The organism is Cupriavidus sp. MPR-AND1C, assembly GCF_058809705.1.
Genome location: NZ_JBXASU010000064.1, coordinates 1 through 17304, shown reverse-complemented (window position 1 = coordinate 17304; position 17304 = coordinate 1). Strand labels below are relative to the sequence as shown.

Sequence of the window (17304 nt, the reverse complement as noted above, 5' to 3'; positions counted from 1 at the left end):
TAGACATAATTGACTGGCAGCAGCCGTTGTCCCGCCTGCTGCGCCCACCCCGCCATGATCGTGATCTTCCAGGAAGACGTCGTCGACAGCATTGCCGACGCGCTACAGTACGTCAGCTACTACCATCCCGTTGATTTCGTGCAGGCGCTCAAGCGCGCCTTTGCCGCCGAACCCGCTGGCGCGGCGCGCGATGCCATCGAGCAGTTGCTGGTCAACAGCCGCATGAGCGCCGAGGCGCACAGGCCGATCTGCCAGGACACCGGCGTGGCGCAGGTTTTCATGACCGTGGGCATGGACGTGCGCTTTGCGGCGCGCGATGGAGCCGCGTTGCTGTCCGTGCAGCAGATGGTGGACGCCGCCGTGCGCCGGGGCTACACGCACAGCGCCAATCCGCTGCGCGCCACCATGGTTGGCTCGGCCCTGGGCGAGCGGCGTAACACCGGCGACAACACGCCGGGATTCCTGCAACTGGAACTGGTGCCCGGCAACACCATCAAGATGACGGTGGTGGCCAAGGGCGGCGGCGGCGATGTCAAGGCGAAGTTCGCCACGCTCAACCCAAGCGATTCGCTGGTCGACTGGATCCTCGCTGCCATCCCGCAGATGGGCGCCGGCTGGTGCCCACCCGGCGTGCTTGGCGTCGGGGTGGGCGGCACGCCGGAGCAGGCCATGCTGGCGGCCAAGCGCGCGTTGTTCAGCCCCATCGATATTCATGCGTTGCGCGACAAGGGGCCAGCGAACGACACCGAGCGGCTGCGGCTGGCACTGTTCGAGCGCATCAACGCGCTCGGCATCGGCGCGCAGGGGCTGGGCGGGCTGGCCACCGTGCTGGATGTCAAGGTAGCTGCGCTGCCGTGTCACGCCGCGACGCTGCCGGTGGCGCTGATTCCCAATTGCGCGGCCACGCGTTTTGTCACGGTGGAGCTTGATGGCTCAGGCCCCGCGCGGCTGGAGCCACCTCCTGCTGACACCTGGGATGGCATTCCCGGCGCGTTGACCGCCAAGCCGGGGCGCGTGGTCGACCTGGACAATCTGGATGCCGCGCAGGTGGCGCAGTGGCAGGTTGGCGAGACCTTGCGGCTGCGCGGCCGCTTGCTGACGGCGCGCGATGCCGCGCATAAACGGCTGGTAGCCATGCTGGATGCGGGCGAGCCGCTGCCGGTGCCGCTGCGCAATCGCGCGATCTATTACGTGGGTCCGGTCGATGCCGTTGGCGACGAAGCGGTGGGGCCGGCAGGGCCTACCACGGCCACGCGCATGGACAAGTTCGTGCCGCAGTTGCTGGAGCAGACGGGCTTGCTGCTGATGATCGGCAAGGCCGAGCGCGGGCCAGTGGCCATCGAGGCCATCCGCCGCCACGGCGCGGCCTACCTGATCGCGGTGGGTGGCGCGGCCTACCTGATCTCCCGGGCGATCCGCAAGGCACGCGTGCTGGCCTTTGCGGAACTGGGGATGGAGGCCATCTATGAGTTTGAGGTGGAGGATATGCCGGCCACGGTGGCGGTGGATGCCACAGGGCGGTCGATACATCGGATCGTTGCGGGCTAAGTCCCACAGCGCTCCCAGGTGCTACGCCTGGGGCCGATAGCGCCCGCGCAGCGGATCCAGCAGGCTGGTCAGGCCGTTGTGGTCGAGTTCATGCATCAGGGCCAGCAACTGGCCGATCTCGCCCGGCGGAAAGCCTTCGCGCGCGAACCAGTTCAGGTAGGTGCCCGGCAGGCTGGCGATGACGCGGCCCTTGTACTTGCCGTAGGGCATGGTGCGGGTGAGCAGGAGTGGCAGGTGTTCGGGATTCATGGAGCAACCTCAGGCGGGCCTCGGATGGCGCCGGCAGGGGGATGTTACCAGCGTGCCGCGCCCGGTTTGCCGCCGCCGGCCGCGCCGGGGTACGATCCTGGCCTTACCGCTGACGAGGACAAGCAAGATGGCAAAGCAAGGCACAGGCGCTGGCCTGAAAAGCATCGCCCTGTTCGAGGCCGCCAAGGGTCTGCTGGTGATCCTGGCGGGGCTGGGCCTGGTGGCGCTGCTGCACCGGGACGCACAGGCGCTGGCCGAGGCCATTGTCGCCCGCCTGCACCTGAACCCGGGGAGCCGCTACCCGACCATTTTCCTGTCGCTGATGGCCCATCCGAGCGACGCGCGCCTGTGGGCCATTGGCGGATCTGCCGCGATGTACGCAGCCATGCGTCTCACGGAGGCCTACGGCCTGTGGCGTCAGCGCGTGTGGGCGAAATGGCTGGGCGTATGGTCGGGCGCGGTCTACATTCCGGTGGAACTGTACGAGGCGGTGGTGCGTCCCAGCGCAATTCACGTCGGGCTGGCCATTGCCAATGTACTGATCGTGGCCTACCTGGCCAACAGCATCAGGCGCAATCCGGCCGGCGCCTAGCGGTCGCGGGCGCCTCCCGGCGTGGCCAGGCCAGCAATGCGCCAGCCGCCAGGCCGTACAGGTGGGCGCTGGCCACGACCGGGCCGCCCAGCCACGCGCCTGCGTCCTCGGCGGGCCCCGCCAGGATCTGCCAGCCCGCGCGCGCCGTCAGCGCGACCAGCAGCATCGCCGCGAGGCCATCGCGGCGGGCCCGGGGCAGCAGGGCGACCATGGCAAGCCCGTAGTTGATGCCGGAGAAGCCCGCATAGCGGAGCAGCTCCGGCTCGCCGGCTAGCAGCAGCAATCCTGTCATGGCCGCCAATGGCGGCACCACCCGCCATGCGCGCATGCGCGCCGGCAGGATCGCCGCCAGCATCAGCAGGCCCGCCACGTTGAGCAGGCAATGCGCCCAGCCGAGATGCACGAAATGGCAGCTCAGCAGGCGCCAGGCCTGGCCCGCGAGCATGGCCTCGCGGTCAAAGCGCAGGGCCTGCATCAGCGCAGGCCCGGCCGCCTGGAGCGCGACCAGCGCCAGCGCCAGCAGCAGCCACCCGCCAGCGGCGCGCCGCGGCGTCATTGGCCAGCGCGTGGTCGATGTAGCCGGCCGCCCAGGAGAAGCTCGCGGCTCACGCCCGCCAGCGCGGCAGGACGCGGCGCACAAACCAGTGCCACGCGGTGAGCGCCGTGGCGCCCGCCAACGCCCAGAGCAGCCAGGGATCCGTGGCGCCAGCGCCGGCTTGCGCTTTCTCGATGGATTCCTTGCTGGCATTCGCGCCGGTGCCACCGCCGGCGCCATTGTGCGTGCTGGTACTTTCCGCGCTGCCGTCTGTGCCTGCTGTGCCCGCTGAGCCCGCTGAGCCCGCTGAGCCGCCCGTGGCCACGCCATCGCCGCGCATGGCAAGGTCGACCACCAGCGGGTCGTGGTCGGACGAGCGATAGGCGTCGGGTGCATAGAAGGATTGCTGCTGTGCCTCGCTCTTGTGGGCCAGCGCATAGGCCAGGGAGATCGGCTCGTCGGCGTTGATGTGCCAATGGCGCGCCGCGAGGGTGCGGCTCGCCGCCCCCGCATCGGCGAGCGCGTGGTCGATGTAGCCGGCCTCGCCGCCAAAGACATAGCTGTAGGAGGGGGTGCCGGCTTCGGCGAAGCGCGCGATCATATCCGCATAGCCGCGCTCCGCCAGCAGGCGGATCGGGTCTTCCTGTGCGTAACTGTTGAGGTCGCCAATCACGAGCTTGCCATCGTCCTGCACGCCGGTGGGCGAGGTGGCCAGCCAATCGGCAATGCGGCTGGCCGCCGCCACGCGCGTGGGATTCCAGCAGCTCTGGCCATCGCGCTGGTCCGCATTGACGCCGCGCGCGTCCTTGCAGCGCTTGGACTTGAAATGGTTCACCACCACCGTGAGCTTGGCGGGCTGGCCCGGCAGGCGGAAGGTGGCGGCCAGCGGCTGGCGGGTTCTCGCGCCCAGCGCCAGGGTGGCCGGCGTGCCGACGGGTTCCACCTTGCTGGCGTTGTAGACCAGTGCGACCTTGATGACGTCGCCGCCCAGTTGCTCCCGGCCAGGATGGATGAAGCGCCAGTCCGGCCCGAGCTTGCCCGCGAGCCGGTGGATGGCGCTCAACTCGCCATGGCCATTGTTTTCGATTTCCATCAGGCCGATCACGTCGGCGTTCAGGCCTTGCAATGCGCTCAGGATCTTGGCTTCCTGGCGGGCGAACTCAGCGGCCGTCTTTGCGCCGCGATTGCCGGGGTCATCGAAGCCCGCGCCGCGGCCGTCGCCGTTGAAGTAGTTCTCGACATTGAACGCCGCCACGCGCAGATCGGTGTGGGCGGCGCGTGCCGGGGCGCCGGCGCGCGGGTTGGCGGGCTGGAACGCCGGTAGCGGCGCGCCGGGGAGCGGCTGGATGCGCCAGGCGTTTGCGCGCCATTCCAGCACGCCCTGCACATTGGCGACGGTGTCCCCGCTGCGCAGTGTGTTCGATGCGCTCAGGCCCGGTGCGGGATGGATGACGCGCGGCGGGTTTTGCCGGCTGTAGCCGTCGTCCAGCACCAGGCGATTGAGCGCATTGGCGGCAGCCTGTGCGGCGGCGGCTTCCCCGGGCAAGGCCACGTTGGTGGGCAGCGGCGGGCGGCCGAGGCTGAGCACCACGCTGCCGTAGCGGCCGAGTTCGAAGGTCTCGCTGACGGTGAGGGTCTGCGGCAGCCGCACCAGCATGCCCTCATAGGCCGCCAGCGAACCCGTGTGCGGCGTGGGCAGCGTGATGGTTTCCGGGGTGACCGCCTGGCCCCCCGCGCACACCGTGGCAGGGCCGGACAGCCTTAGCCGCATCTGGCCGGCGCGCTCCTCCACCGTGCCGAGCACGCGCACCAGATCGCCTGCCCGCGCAGCCGCGCGCGGCGCATGGACGAACATGCCCTCCGACACGCCTGGACGACGCTGGCGCTGGGCGTCGGCCTGCTGCACGAAGAAGCCGCTGAGGCCGTCGGCGCCCGAGTAGTCGGCCGTGACCACCGCCTCCAGCGCGACCCTTCGCCCGATCGACGGCGTGCCCTCGCTTTCGTCCCGCAGGTTCGCGATCGGCGTGGCTGGCGCGCCGCATTGCGCGGTGGGCGGGGGCAGCAGCGCCCGCGCCTGATCGCGATAGCCCGCGTCGGCATGGGCGGGCAAGGTAAAGCAGAGCAAGGCCAGCCAGGGTGGCAGGCAGCGCGGCAGAATGCGCGGCAGGCAGCCGTGGAGGAAAGGCTTTGGCAAGAACAGGCGCATGGATGGGTCTCCAGGGTATCGGCGCAATGTGGGTCCGGATGGACTGCCGATGCCAAGCGTAGGACCCATGGCCGGCTCGCGGATTGAGCCAATTCTCATATTGGCCGCGGCGCAGAGTCTGCGAGAATGCAGCCTTGTCCTCAACGCAGCTGACGAGATACCGTGACTGTCCGTGCCGTAGTGTTCGATTTTGGTGGTGTGCTGTTCGACTGGAACCCGGAATACCTGTATCGCGAATTGATTCCGGATCCGCAGGAGCGCGCCCGGTTCTTGTCGGAGGTGTGCTCGCCGGCATGGAATATCCGCCAGGATGCCGGCAGGCCGCTGCACGAGGCCACCGAGTCCCTGGTGGCCGAGCATCCCGCGCAGGCCGGCCTGATCCGCGCGTTCTATGGCCGCTGGCCGCAGATGCTGCGCGGCACGCTGGCCGATGGCGTGGCGCTGCTGCAGCGCTTGCACGATGCGCAGGTGCCGCTGTTCGGGCTGACCAACTGGTCCAGCGAAACCTATCCGCATGCCGTGCGCATCGGTGATTTCCTGTCATGGTTCCGCGATATCCTGGTGTCCGGCGAGGTTGGCGTGGCCAAGCCCGACCCGGCCATCTACCGGCTCATGCAGGCGCGCATCGATGCCAGCCTGCCGGGCGTCGCGCCAGGAGAGCTGCTGTTCATCGATGACAACGCGGCCAATGTGGCTGCGGCAACCGCGCTGGGCTGGCAGGCCGTGCAACACGCCAGTGCCGCGCGGACCGCAAGCGCGCTGCGCGCGGCAGGGTTGCATTTCTAGCCAGAACAGCCAGATCGATTGCCTGGTTTGCTTCTTGCGGGCAGACCTTGTTTTCCGACCGTCATTCCGACAGTCTTGCGTCTTACGCGCCAGAGGATTCAGGAGCACGCCGCCATGGCATTCCCACCCGAACGTCCCAAGCATTTCTCCATGATCCGCGAGTTGCATCTTGCCGATCTGTTCACACTAGGCAACGCCGCTTGCGGCATGGCATCGGTGTTTTTCGCCATGTTCTACATCGCTTCGGGCTCGCCAGCGCATTTCATGGCGGCGGCAGCGCTGGCGCCTGCGGCCTTCATTTTCGACGTGCTGGACGGGCGCATCGCGCGCTGGCGCCACCAGCATTCCGCGCTGGGCCGCGAGCTGGACTCGCTCGCCGACATCATTTCCTTCGGAGTCGGTCCGGCCACGCTGGCGTTCGCCGCGGGCATGCGCGGCGGCTGGGACATGGCGGCGCTGATCTACTTCGTCTGCTGCGGCGTGAGCCGGCTGGCACGCTTCAACGTCACCGCCGAGACCTTGTCCGAGGGCAGCGACAAGGTGGCGTATTTCGAGGGCACGCCGATTCCCACCAGCGTGCTGCTGACCGCCGTGCTGGCCTTTTGCGCGTGGCAGGGCCGGGTGGGCGACGCGCTCTACGGCGGCGTGTGGTCGATCGGCCCTGCGGACCTGCATCCGCTCGCGCTGCTGTTCGTGCTCTCCGGCTCGCTGATGATCAGCAAGACCCTGCGCATCCCGAAGATGTAGCGCCGCGCGAGCATTGCTGCGCAGGTGCTTCACGCATGCTGGCTGGAGGATTCCGGCGGCCGCCACTGCTCCCCGATGGCACGGCCGCCCATGGCGGGATCGCTGACCGATGGCGCACCCGTTTCCATGCGCCCGGCGCAGCGCCGCGCGTAGCCGGGCAGGGCGGCCACCGTCACGGTGAAGTCGTACCAGCCGCCCGACGCATGCACCGGCCACGCCAGCGTGTGCCTGGCGCGGGCCGGCACGGTGACGTTGCTGGCCGCGCCATCCACGTACGCGTTGGTGGCAAGCACGAACTCGCAGGGCTGGTCCGCGTCATTGCGCAGGCCAATGCGCAGGCTTCGCGCGGGGACGTCGTAGCCGATCTCGATCTCGGGGGCCGGGCCCGTACTGATACTGGCGCCACCTGCCGATCCGATGAAATGCCGGTGCCAGCCATTGGGGCCGAGCACCCAAAGGTCATAGCGCCCCCCGTCGGCACGCGTGTCCCAAGTGCCAGTCAGGCGCTTGCCGGCTTCGACGGTATAGCGGCGCGGCACACGGTCCAGGTGCAGCCTGTCGTAGACGTGGAATACCGCCCCTGCCTGGCCGCTGCTGGCCAAGCTCAGGTGTACTGCCGCATGGCCGGCATCGGCCAGGGCCTGCGCGTGCAGCGCGTATGGCAGGGCTCGCGACGGGCGCGTGCCGCTGGCCTGGCTGGGCAATTCGGCAAGCGCCGGGATGGCAGGCGTACGCGTGCCGGGCAGCGCGCCCGCCCGGGAGGCAAGCGCGGCGGTGGCCGGCAGCGAGGCCACGACGCTGGCGTGGTTTGGCGTGGCGAAATCGAATAGCGACGTGAGATCGCCGCAGACCGCGCGGCGCCACGGCGTGATGTTGGGCTCGGGCACACCGAAGCGGGCCTCGATGAAGCGGATCACCGACGTATGGTCGAACACTTCGGAGTTGACCCAGCCGCCCTTGCTCCAGGGCGAGATCGCCACCATTGGCACGCGCATGCCCAGGCCGTAGGGCCGGTGGAGGTAGCGCGGATGGTCGTCGGCTTCCACCCCGGTGATCAGGCCGTGGTACTCGCCACGGGTGTCGACCGTGGAGGCCCCGGCAAGCACAGCTTGCGCCGGGTCTGCATGCCACGAGAGGTAAGACGGCGCTGCCGGCGGCGGCACATGGTCGAAGAAGCCGTCGTTCTCATCGAACATCAGCAGCAGCACGGTCTTGCTCCACACGGCCGGGTCGGCAATAAGCGCGTCGAGCACGGCGCTGACGTAGGCGGCGCCCTGGGCCGGGCTGGACGGCCCGGGATGCTCCGATCCCTGGCGGGTGGGGCAGATCCACGACACCTGTGGCAGGCGGCCATCGAGCACGTCCTGGCGCAACAGGCCCAGGCTGCGCGTGGAGAGCGCCTTGTCCTTGAGCGTGGCCTGCGCGCCAGGCGCGCCGCGAAAGGCGTCACGATAGCGCTTGAAACCGGCGGTGGCATTGAGCGCGAAGTTGTTCGCCATGTCCTGGTAGATCTGCCAGGACACGCCGGCGGCTTCCAGCCGCTCGGGATAGGTGGTCCAGGCATAGCCGCCGTCGGGCTTGCCGCCGCCCAGCTTGTTGTAGGTGTTGCCGATGGCCGGGCCGTTGCCCTTGCCCAGCGGGTCGTTGGTGCCGCTCCACAGGAAGCAGCGGTTGGTATTGGTGCCCCCGAGAAACGAGGCATGATAGGCGTCTGCCACGGTAAAGGCCTCGGCGAGCGCGTACTGGAAGGGCACGTCGGCCTGGCTGAAGTAGCCCATGGCGTGGCCATTCTTGAAGGTGGGCCAGTGCTGCATGCAGCCTTCGCCCCAGGCGTCCTGGGTGTTCGACCAGGTGTGGGGCGTGCCGGTGATGCGCATCAGCTCGAACAGGCGCCCGGTGTCCAGGTGGAACGGCGCCAGCGTGGCAGGCGCGCCGGGCTGGCTTTCGTCGCGCTGGTACCAAACCGTCTTGCCGGTAAGGCCCGGGGCATCGGCCACCGGCACCGGGAAGCGGTCGGCAAAGCCGCGCACGCCCCGCATTGCGCCAAAATAATGGTCGAAGGCGCGGTTTTCCTGCATCAGCACCACGATATGCTCAACGTCGCGCAGGGTGCCGGCGCGATGGTTGGCGGGAATGGCCAGTGCCTTGCGGATGGCTGGCGGCAGCAGGCCAAGCGTGCTGGCGGCGGCGACGGTGCCAGCCGCCGAACGCAGGAATCTACGTCTGTCGGGCATGAAAGGGCGTGGCGCGGATTGGGTGCGGATCGGACGCGCTGCGGGACGGCTTGTTATCGCATGCCCGCCATCTTAACGCGGCGCGGGCGCGCCGGCTGCGCGCCCCCCCCCCCGCCGCAGGTTGGCCACTATTGCCGCAGCGACAGCCAGATCGCCTTGGGCTCGGTGAAGTTGTCGATGGCAGCGTCGCCATGCTCCCGGCCCAGCCCCGAGTCGCCGGCCCCGCCCCAGGGCAGGCGTACGTCGGTATGGCCATAGGTGTTGATCCACACGGTGCCGGCCTTGAGCTCGGCGGCCACCTGGTGCACGCGGCCGATGTCGGCGCTCCACACGCCCGCGGCCAGGCTGAAGGCGGTGCCGTTGGCGATGCGCACGGCGTCGGCTTCGTCCTCGAAGCGGATCACGCTGGCGACCGGCCCGAAGATTTCCTCCTGCGAGACCCGCATCTCGTGCCCGACGTTGGCGAACACGGTGGGCTGCACGTAGTAGCCCTTGCCGCCCACGCGCTCGCCGCCGGTCACGGCAATGGCGCCTTCGCGCTTGCCGATTTCCACATAGTCCAGCACGGTCTTCATCTGCGTGGACGACACCAGCGGCCCCATGGTGGTGTCCGGCGCGGCGGGGTCTCCCACGCGGATCGAGGCGGCGCGCGCCGCCAGCTTTTCCACCACTTCGTCATAGACCTCGCGCTGCGCCAGGATGCGCGAGCCGGCCGAGCAGACTTGCCCGGCATTGAAGAAGATGCCGGAGGCGGCGGCGCGCACCGCGGCATCCACATTGGCGTCGGCGAAGATCAGGTTGGCGGACTTGCCGCCTAGCTCCAGCGTGACGCGCTTGAAGTTGGCGGCGGCGCCTTGCATGATGCCGCGCCCCACGCCGGGCGAGCCGGTGAACGTCACCTTGTCGATGCCGGGGTGGGCTACCAGCGCATTGCCCACGACGCTGCCTTTGCCGGTGACGATATTGAGCACGCCGGGCGGCAAGCCGGCCTGCAGTGCCAGCTCGCCCACGCGCAGCGCGGTCAGCGGCGTGATCTCGGCGGGTTTGACGATGAGGGTGCAGCCGCAGGCCAGCGCGGGGGCGATCTTCCACATGCCGATCATCAGCGGGAAATTCCACGGCACGATGGCGGCGACCACGCCCACCGGCTCGCGCACGGTGTAGGTCAGCGCGCCGGGGCGGGTTGGCACCACCTGGCCGTTGATCTTGTCGGCCCAGCCTGCGTAATAGCGCACGGTGTCGATCACCGCCGGCATGTCCTGGCGCCGCACGGCGGCCAGCGGCTTGCCGGCATCCAGGCTTTCCAGCGCGGTCAGCTCTTCCTGGTTCGCTTCCAGCAGGTCGGCAAAGCGGTACAGGATGCGGCCACGCTCGGCCGCGCGCAGGCCGCACCAGACCTTGAGCGCGGCGCGCGCGGCGCTCACGGCCAGGTCGACGTCGGCCGCGCTGCCTTGCGCGACCAGGGCGATCGGGAGCTCCGTGGCCGGATTGATGTCGGTGGAATACTCCCCGGTGCCGGGTGGCAGGCGCTTGCCGTCGATCAGCAGGTCGTGTCTTGGCAGTTGGGGCTGCGTGCTCATGGTTGCTCCTCGCTTGGGGTCGGTGACTTGGGGGCGGTGAACCTCGCGGCACGTTAGCGCAAGCAATACGGCTTGCCGGTGACGCCCGTGCCTGCTGTCACGAAGCAGTGTGGGTGGGCGTTGGCACTAAGTCCAATTAATAGGACGGATTGATTAATACGAAAAAAGCATGAATACAGATGGGATAAAAGCGTGGGCAGACGCATCCGTCAGCCTTCGGCGCATGTTGTCCGGTCCGCGGCACCCCGGGGAATGTCCGGTCGCCAGCCGGCATCGCGCAGCAGCGCCGTCATGGCTGTGTGCAACTGATGCGCCACAACTGGCTTGTGCAACAGCGCGGCGCCCCCGGCATGGACACTGCGTAGCCGGTCCGGGGCGGTGTCGCCGGTGATGATGACGGTGGGAATGGCTTGTCCTAGCCGCTCGCGGATCGCCATCATGGCTTGCTGGCCGGTGCGTTCGCCGCGCAGGCGATAGTCGGCCAGCAGCAAGTCGGGCTGGAAGTTGCCAAGCGCGGCCAGCGCGTCTTCCTCGGACTCCACGGCCAGGCACACCGATTGCCAGCTCTCCAGCAGCGCCGCCATGGCGACCCGGATTTCCTGGTCGTCGTCGATCACCAGCACGCGCAGCCCCTTCAGGCTTGGCTTGTGATGCAGGCCGGCGCTCTGGGTTTCGCCGCGGTCCTCGGTCAGGGGCAGGGCAAAGCGGAAGACCGAGCCGCGACCAGGCCGGGAGTTCAGCAGGATGCGGGTGGAAATGGTGCGCGCCAGCCCTTCCACGATGGCAAGGCCCAGCCCGAGGCCCTTGCGCTGGTCCCGCTCCGGATTGCCCAGCTGGTGGAACTCCTTGAAGATCGCGCGATGCTGGGTCATGGGAATGCCGACCCCGGTATCCCAGACCTCGATCATGGTGCGCTCGCCGCGGCGGCGGCACGCCACCAGCACGCCGCCCTGGGTGGTGTAGCGGATGGCATTGGCGATCAGGTTGCGCAGGATCAGCTCGACCAGCGTCGGGTCGGCGAACACTGTGGCGGTGGTATCCCGGGTCCGGTAGAACAGGCCGCGGCCATCGGCCTGCGGCGCAAACTCGTTCTCCAGCTTGTAGAGCAAGGGCTGCAGGCGGAAGGCGCGCGGCCGGGCGGTGATCACGCCCGCGTCCACCTTGGAGAAGTCCAGCAGCGTGTTGAGCATTTCGCGCGCGGCCCCGGAAGCAGCCTCGATGTGCGTGAGCAACTGGCGCTGCTTGTCGGTGAGGTCGGAGCGGCTCAGCGTGACCACGAACAAGCCGAGCGCATGCAGGGGCTGGCGCAGGTCGTGGCTGGCCGAGGCGAGGAACACCGATTTGGCGCGGTTGGCTTCCTCGGCCTCGCGTTGGGCATATTCCGCGCGGGCCGTCTGCTCGCGCAACTGCGAGATCAGCTCCACGTTGGCAAAGCGCAGCGCAATGCCGTGCCGTGCCACGCGCGCATAGTTGCGCGCAAAGATCATCAGCACGATGAGATAAAGCGGCGCGCCGAGGAACATGGGCAGGTAAGCGACGTCGCCGGTGACGATGAAGACTGCCCAGACCGGCACGATGGCCGGGATGAAGAAGCCCACGGCAACCGGCAGGCAGGCGGAGAAGACCGCCAGCGCGGCCGCGCTCATGCCCGCGATCAGCGACAGGATGCAGATCACCGTCGCGGGCGTCTTCACATCCATGTAAAGCCACGCCGCCAGCCCCCAGAGCGCGCCGATCAGCGTCAGCAGCAATGTCATGCCGCGCGCGTAGCGCCCGGCATGGGCTTCGGCCGTGCGTTCGGGTATCAGGCGCCGCCCGAAATGTCCCGCGGCGCAGGCCAGCCCCATTGTCAGCGCCCAGGGCAGCGCACCCGGATGCCCGCCGCCGAGGACCAGTCCAAGGGCCAGGATGAACGCCGCCAGCGCGCAGCCCAGCATGGCGATGCCGAAGCTCTGGTCGATCAGTTCCATTTGCGCGGCCAGCAGCCGCGGTTCGTCAAAGCGGGGGAGGAGAAGCGCCATGGCTTACCTGCCCGTCTGCACCAGGCCGCGGCGCTGGGCTTCCAGCACCGCCTCGACCCGGCTGACCACGCCTAGGTAATCGAGAATGGCCGCCACGTGCACGCGCACCGTGTTTTCGGAAAGTCCCAGATGGTGGGCAATGATCTTGTTGGAGCGGCCCTGGCTGAGCTGGTCCAGCACTTCGAGCTGGCGCGGCGTGAGCGAGCTGGCCTGGTAGCCCTGGCAGGGATTGCCGCAGGCATGGCCATCCGGGTTGCCGCAGCGGGCGCCGGCAGGGACGGCGTTGAAGTAAGTGTCACCGCGAAGGCAAGAGGCGATGGCGTCTTCGATCTCGACGCTGCTCGCGGATTTTGGCAGGAAGCCGGCAATTTCCTTGCGCGCGGCGGCGGGAATGGTTTCCAGTCCGGAGGTGCCCGACACGATCAGGATGCGTGCTGCGCAGAAGTGGCGGCGCAAGACCTTGATGCCCTCGATCCCGTTGAGGCCGGGCATCTGGATGTCCAGCAGGATGATATCCACGCTGGCGGCACGGTGTGCCTCCACCGCGCCCATGACGGAGCCCGCCTCGATGATGCTCGCCACGCTTGGGCTGTCCGCCAGCACTAGGCGCAGGCCGGTGCGGAACAGGGTGTGGTCGTCGATGAGCAGCAGGTGGGCGTTGAGCATGGATTGGGGGTGGCCGGCGCACGGCGCGCAGGCTGCGGCCGATGGAACAAGTGGAGAAAAATGTGACGCGCTGTGCTCCGGTCTACGCGAGCGCCAGGGCAAATTGGACTCGATTATGGTGGGCTTGTCCATTTCCCCACTAAAGAGGGGAAAGAATGGGTGGGGCGCAGTGGCATCTGGCAGGGTACCGCCCCGCAGATGGCCTGTGCGCTGGCGCTCGGGGGAGATGGCCCTGCCGCATGCAGGCGCCGGAGGCTTGGCGCGGGGATGGTCACTAGTCCGGAAGGATTATTTTGTTTGCGGGCGTCTGGTGTCACCATGCAGGCATGGGTGATTTCCGCGACTCGCCCATACCACTTTTGTTACCCACTACCACCCGGCAGTGGGTTTTTTTTCGGCCACGGTTTCGTGTTGCCGGATGGGCTGGCCGCTGGGGGATGCAACCTGTTGCTGGCCGACGTGCCACTGCCTTCTTGGTCGACCGGCCGGTCAGTCGATCAGCTTGCCCGCGGCATCGAAGAAAGGATGGTCTGCGCCAAAGTCACCGATCACCGCCGCGTGGCTGACCAGCCCATGGGCGGGATCCCACTGATGCAGCAGGTAGCCGGGCGGCTCCATGCGAAACCGCGAGGCCGCCTGCGGATCGAGATCGAGCGTGACCTGATGCGCGGGACCCGGCGCCGTCATGGCGATGGTGCCGCCAAAGCGGTGCGTGATGTGCCGGTGCAGGTGGCCGCACAGCACGCGCTCGACCGTCGGGTGCCTGCGCACCACCGCCTCCAGCAGCGCGGCATCCGCCAGGCCCTGCCGGTCCATGTGGCCGATGCCGGTGTGAAAGGGCGGGTGGTGGAGCATCAGCAGCGTGGGCCTGCCAGGCTCGGCCGCGAGCGTGGCCTCTAGCCACGGCAGCGCGGCGGGATCGACCTGGCCGCCCGGCTTTCCCGGCACCGTGCAGTCGAAGGCCACCAGGCGTAGTGGCCCGGCCTCCACACTGTAGTGAACCGGCGCGTCGCCGTCGCCGTTGGCGAACAGGTAATCGTGATCGGCAAACACGCGGCGCAGCGTGGCGCGGTGATCATGGTTGCCGGGCAAGAGCCGCACCGGCATCGGCAGCGTTTGCAGGATGCCGCGCAGGAAGCGGTATTCCTCCTCGGTGCCGAAGTCCACCAGGTCGCCGGTGATGACGACGGAGTCGGGCTGCTGCGGCGCCGCCAGCAGCGACGCGATGCAGCGCCGCAGCGCGCCTGCGGTGTCTACCATGCGGTAGGACAGCTTGCCGCCGGCCTTGATGTGCAGGTCGGTGATGTGGGCCAGCAGGTAGGTGCCGGCCGGGTTGTCGTTGGTGGTGTTCATGCGGCGAGCGCTTCGGGGAGCGTGATCAGGTGGCCGGTATCGAGGCGCAGGCCCACGCGGTCGCCCGCGAGCCAGCCATCGCGCCGGGTGGTGTCGACGACAAGCGGCGCCGGCGCGCCCACGTCGACCAGCAAGCGTGTGTAGTTGCCCAGGAACAGCGCGGTGACGACTGAGCCGCCCAGGTGGGCATCCTCGGCCTGTGCCAGCGCCACGTCTTCGGGGCGGAACAGCAGTTCGGCGCGCGGCGAGGGCGCGGCGGCGAGGCTTGCGGCGGTGCCATGGCGTGGCACCAGGCCGCCCGGCACGCGCCAGGCATCGGCCTCCAGCACGGCCGGCAGGCGGTTCATGGTGCCGATGAAATCCGCCACGAAGGCATTGGCCGGCGCGCGGTAGATCTGCTGCGGCGTGCCGGTCTGCGCGATGCGGCCACGGTCCATCACGATGATGCGGTCGCCCAGCGCCATCGCCTCGGCCTGGTCGTGGGTGACGTAGACGGCGGTGATATGCAGGCTGCGCAGCAACTGGTTGATGTCGGCGCGCAAGGCGTCGCGCAGCTTTGCGTCCAGCGCGGTCAGCGGCTCATCGAGCAGCAGCACGCGCGGCTGCACGGCAATGGCGCGGGCCAGCGCCACGCGCTGGCGCTGGCCGCCGGAGAGCTGGTCGATGCGCCGCTCGGCAAACGGCCCCAGGTGCATCATGGCGAGCATCTCGTCCACCCGGCGGCGGCGCGCGGCCGCGTCGATGCGGCGCACGCGCAGGCCGTAGGCGATGTTCTCCGCCACGGTCATGTTGGGGAACAGTGCGTAGCTCTGGAACACCATGCCCACGCCGCGCTGCTCGATCGGCAGCGGCGTCACATCATTATCGCCAAACATGACTACGCCGCCGGCGTCGGGGAACTCCAGCCCGGCGATGATGCGCAGTGTGGTGGTCTTGCCGCAGCCCGAGGGGCCGAGCAGCACCACGGTTTCGCCTGCGCCGATGTCGAGGTCGAGCGGTTGCAGCGCCAGCGTGCCGTCGGCGAAGGTCTTGCCGCAGTGGCGCAGCGTGATGGTGGTCGGTTCATGCATGGCGGGCCTCGGAAGTGGAGAGCGGATCGGTGCCGGGGATCGTACTGGCGTCGGCGCCGTCGGCAAGCGGCTGGTGCTTGCGGGCGCGCGCGCCCAGCGCGGACAAGCCCTGCATCAGCACCAGCAGCGGGATGATCATGAAGAAAAACACGATGGTGTAGGCCGAGCCGATCTCCAGGCGCATCGAGGCGTAGCTGTCGGCCAGCCCCACGGGCAGCGTCTGCGTGGTGGGTGTATGCAGCATCCAGGTCAGGTTGAACTCCCCCACCGACAGCGTTACCACCATCAGCGCCCCGGCCAGGATGCCCTGGCGGCAGTTCGGCAGCACCACGGTAAAGAAGCGCTGCATGCGGTTTGCGCCCAGGCTGGCGGCAGCGTCCTCCAGCGTGCGGATATCGATGGCCGACATGATGGCCAGTACCGAGCGCACCATGAACGGCAACGTAAACAGCACGTGGCCCACGAGGATAAACAGCCAGCTCGTGCGAAATGCCTGCCAGCCGCCATAGAGCAGGATCAGCCCAAGCGCGGTGGCCAGCCCGGGCACCGCCACCGGCAGCATCAGCAGCTCCTCGATCAGGCGCGTCACGCGCCCGCGCCGCAGCGCCATGTAGTAGGCCGCGGGCACGCCCAGCACCAGGGTGCAAGCCAGGCACGCCAGGGCAATGCCCAGCGACAGGAAGATGGTGTTGCGGTAGAGCGCCCACACCTCTACCAGCCAGCGCGTGGTGAGGCCGCTGGACACGCCGACAAAGATGTTGTTGGTGAGGCCGGCGAGCACGGACAGCACCACCGGCACCACCATGAACAGGCACACCAGAAGGGTAAGCGCGAGCTGCAGCCAGTAGGCATTGCCGCGGCGGGAAGACGTCATCATGGGTAGCCTCAGGCAGTAGCGGCGACGGCGTCGCCCGAGAACCAGCGCGCCACCGCCAGCAGGGCCCAGGTGACCGTGCCGAGCAGCACGGACAGCGCGGCGGCCATGCCGAAGTTGGCGTAGTTGGTGAACTCGTTGTAGATGGTCAGCGGCAAGACATCGAGCTGCGTGGCCAGCGTGAAGGCGGTGCCGAAGGCGCCCATGCTGGTGGCGAAGCAGATCGCGCCGCTGGAAATCATGGCCGGCATCAGCGCGGGCAACATCACGTCGCGCACCACGCGCCAGCGGCCCGCGCCGAGCGAGCGGGCGGCTTCTTCCAGCGACGTGTCGAGCTTGGCAACGGCTGCCATCACCGTCAGGATCACGCGCGGGATGGAGAAGTACAGGTAGCCGACGAACAGGCCGGCCAGGCCGTAGGCAAAGGTCCAGCGGTCTCCCACCAGCCAGTCGCTCACCATGGCGAGCAGGCCGTTGCGCCCGCCCAGCATGATGACCATGAAGCCGATGACGACGCCGGGGAAGGCGAGCGGGAACGTCAGCATGGCGACCAGCAGCGCCTTTCCGGGCACCGCGTTGCGCTCCAGGAAGGTGCCGGTGATGCCGGCGATGATCAGGGTGGCCAGCGTGACCGTTGCCGATAGCAGCACGGTGACCATCAGGCTGTGCAGATAGCGCTCGCTTGAGATGACGGTCCAGTAGACGCTCGCGCCTTTTTCACCCGTGACGCTGATCGCCAGCAGCTTCGCCATGGGCAGACAGAAGAAGGCAAAGAAGACGATCAGGGCCGGGAGGGCGAAGAGGAGGAGTGGGGGGCTTCGTTTAGGCATGATGGGTTTGTTT

15 protein-coding genes are annotated in these 17304 nt (G+C 68.4%); 4 read left to right on the top strand and 11 right to left on the bottom strand.

Annotated elements, in window-relative coordinates; all coding sequences use genetic code 11:
* The first annotated feature begins 54 nt into the window (after positions 1–54).
* On the top strand, positions 55–1548 hold the full coding sequence (locus tag AC1RWI_RS27085) for a fumarate hydratase (protein WP_043354707.1): 1494 nt from the start codon (positions 55–57) through the stop codon (positions 1546–1548).
* 21 nt (positions 1549–1569) lie between these two features.
* On the opposite strand, the gene AC1RWI_RS27080 is transcribed toward AC1RWI_RS27085, so the two are convergent.
* Complete coding sequence (locus AC1RWI_RS27080; protein ID WP_043354709.1) at positions 1570–1797, bottom strand: DUF3820 family protein; 228 nt, start codon at positions 1795–1797, stop codon at positions 1570–1572.
* A 127-nt stretch (positions 1798–1924) separates the two neighbouring features.
* Between AC1RWI_RS27080 and AC1RWI_RS27075 the strand changes: the two genes are divergently transcribed.
* Positions 1925–2389, top strand: coding sequence for a DUF2127 domain-containing protein (locus AC1RWI_RS27075; RefSeq protein WP_043354711.1), 465 nt, complete (start codon positions 1925–1927; stop codon positions 2387–2389).
* Here AC1RWI_RS27075 and rrtA read toward each other — a convergent pair.
* Together rrtA and AC1RWI_RS27065 are read right to left on the bottom strand one after the other, a co-directional pair.
* Positions 2364–2945, bottom strand: coding sequence for a rhombosortase (gene rrtA, locus AC1RWI_RS27070; protein WP_492869846.1), 582 nt, complete (start codon positions 2943–2945; stop codon positions 2364–2366). The two genes, AC1RWI_RS27075 and rrtA, sit on opposite strands and share 26 nt — an antisense overlap.
* A gap of 49 nt (positions 2946–2994) precedes the next feature.
* Positions 2995–5130 (bottom strand): ExeM/NucH family extracellular endonuclease, encoded by a 2136-nt coding sequence (locus tag AC1RWI_RS27065; protein ID WP_492869845.1) that lies wholly within the window; start codon positions 5128–5130, stop codon positions 2995–2997.
* 162 nt (positions 5131–5292) lie between these two features.
* Here AC1RWI_RS27065 and AC1RWI_RS27060 point away from each other — a divergent pair, with 162 nt between their 5' ends.
* Positions 5293–5916: an HAD family hydrolase gene (locus AC1RWI_RS27060; RefSeq protein WP_043354713.1), complete on the top strand. Its 624-nt coding sequence runs from the start codon at positions 5293–5295 to the stop codon at positions 5914–5916.
* A 114-nt stretch (positions 5917–6030) separates the two neighbouring features.
* Positions 6031–6663, top strand: a complete 633-nt coding sequence (locus AC1RWI_RS27055) for a CDP-alcohol phosphatidyltransferase family protein (protein WP_492869844.1) — start codon at positions 6031–6033, stop codon at positions 6661–6663.
* A gap of 29 nt (positions 6664–6692) precedes the next feature.
* Here AC1RWI_RS27055 and AC1RWI_RS27050 read toward each other — a convergent pair whose 3' ends face one another.
* The 8 genes from AC1RWI_RS27050 to AC1RWI_RS27015 all read right to left on the bottom strand — a co-directional run bounded on the left by AC1RWI_RS27050 (position 6693) and on the right by AC1RWI_RS27015 (position 17291).
* On the bottom strand, positions 6693–8897 hold the full coding sequence (locus AC1RWI_RS27050) for a phosphocholine-specific phospholipase C (protein WP_492869843.1): 2205 nt from the start codon (positions 8895–8897) through the stop codon (positions 6693–6695).
* Between the two features lie 128 nt (positions 8898–9025).
* Positions 9026–10477 (bottom strand): aldehyde dehydrogenase family protein, encoded by a 1452-nt coding sequence (locus AC1RWI_RS27045; RefSeq protein ID WP_492869842.1) that lies wholly within the window; start codon positions 10475–10477, stop codon positions 9026–9028.
* A 209-nt stretch (positions 10478–10686) separates the two neighbouring features.
* Positions 10687–12498 (bottom strand): ATP-binding response regulator, encoded by a 1812-nt coding sequence (locus tag AC1RWI_RS27040; RefSeq protein WP_492869841.1) that lies wholly within the window; start codon positions 12496–12498, stop codon positions 10687–10689.
* A gap of 3 nt (positions 12499–12501) precedes the next feature.
* Entirely contained in the window at positions 12502–13164 is a 663-nt protein-coding gene (locus AC1RWI_RS27035) for a response regulator (RefSeq protein ID WP_492869840.1), read from the bottom strand.
* A 489-nt stretch (positions 13165–13653) separates the two neighbouring features.
* The gene (locus AC1RWI_RS27030) at positions 13654–14517 is read right to left on the bottom strand and encodes a phosphodiesterase (protein ID WP_043354723.1); all 864 of its coding nucleotides are present in this window, start codon (positions 14515–14517) and stop codon (positions 13654–13656) included.
* Complete coding sequence (locus AC1RWI_RS27025; RefSeq protein ID WP_043354725.1) at positions 14514–15587, bottom strand: ABC transporter ATP-binding protein; 1074 nt, start codon at positions 15585–15587, stop codon at positions 14514–14516. Before AC1RWI_RS27025 ends, AC1RWI_RS27030 begins: the two co-directional genes overlap by 4 nt.
* The gene (locus AC1RWI_RS27020; protein WP_043354726.1) at positions 15580–16461 is read right to left on the bottom strand and encodes an ABC transporter permease; all 882 of its coding nucleotides are present in this window, start codon (positions 16459–16461) and stop codon (positions 15580–15582) included. The genes AC1RWI_RS27025 and AC1RWI_RS27020 overlap by 8 nt, the downstream gene beginning before the upstream one ends.
* 11 nt (positions 16462–16472) lie before the next feature.
* Entirely contained in the window at positions 16473–17291 is an 819-nt protein-coding gene (locus tag AC1RWI_RS27015) for an ABC transporter permease (RefSeq protein WP_492869839.1), read from the bottom strand.
* Positions 17292–17304: the final 13 nt, after the last annotated feature.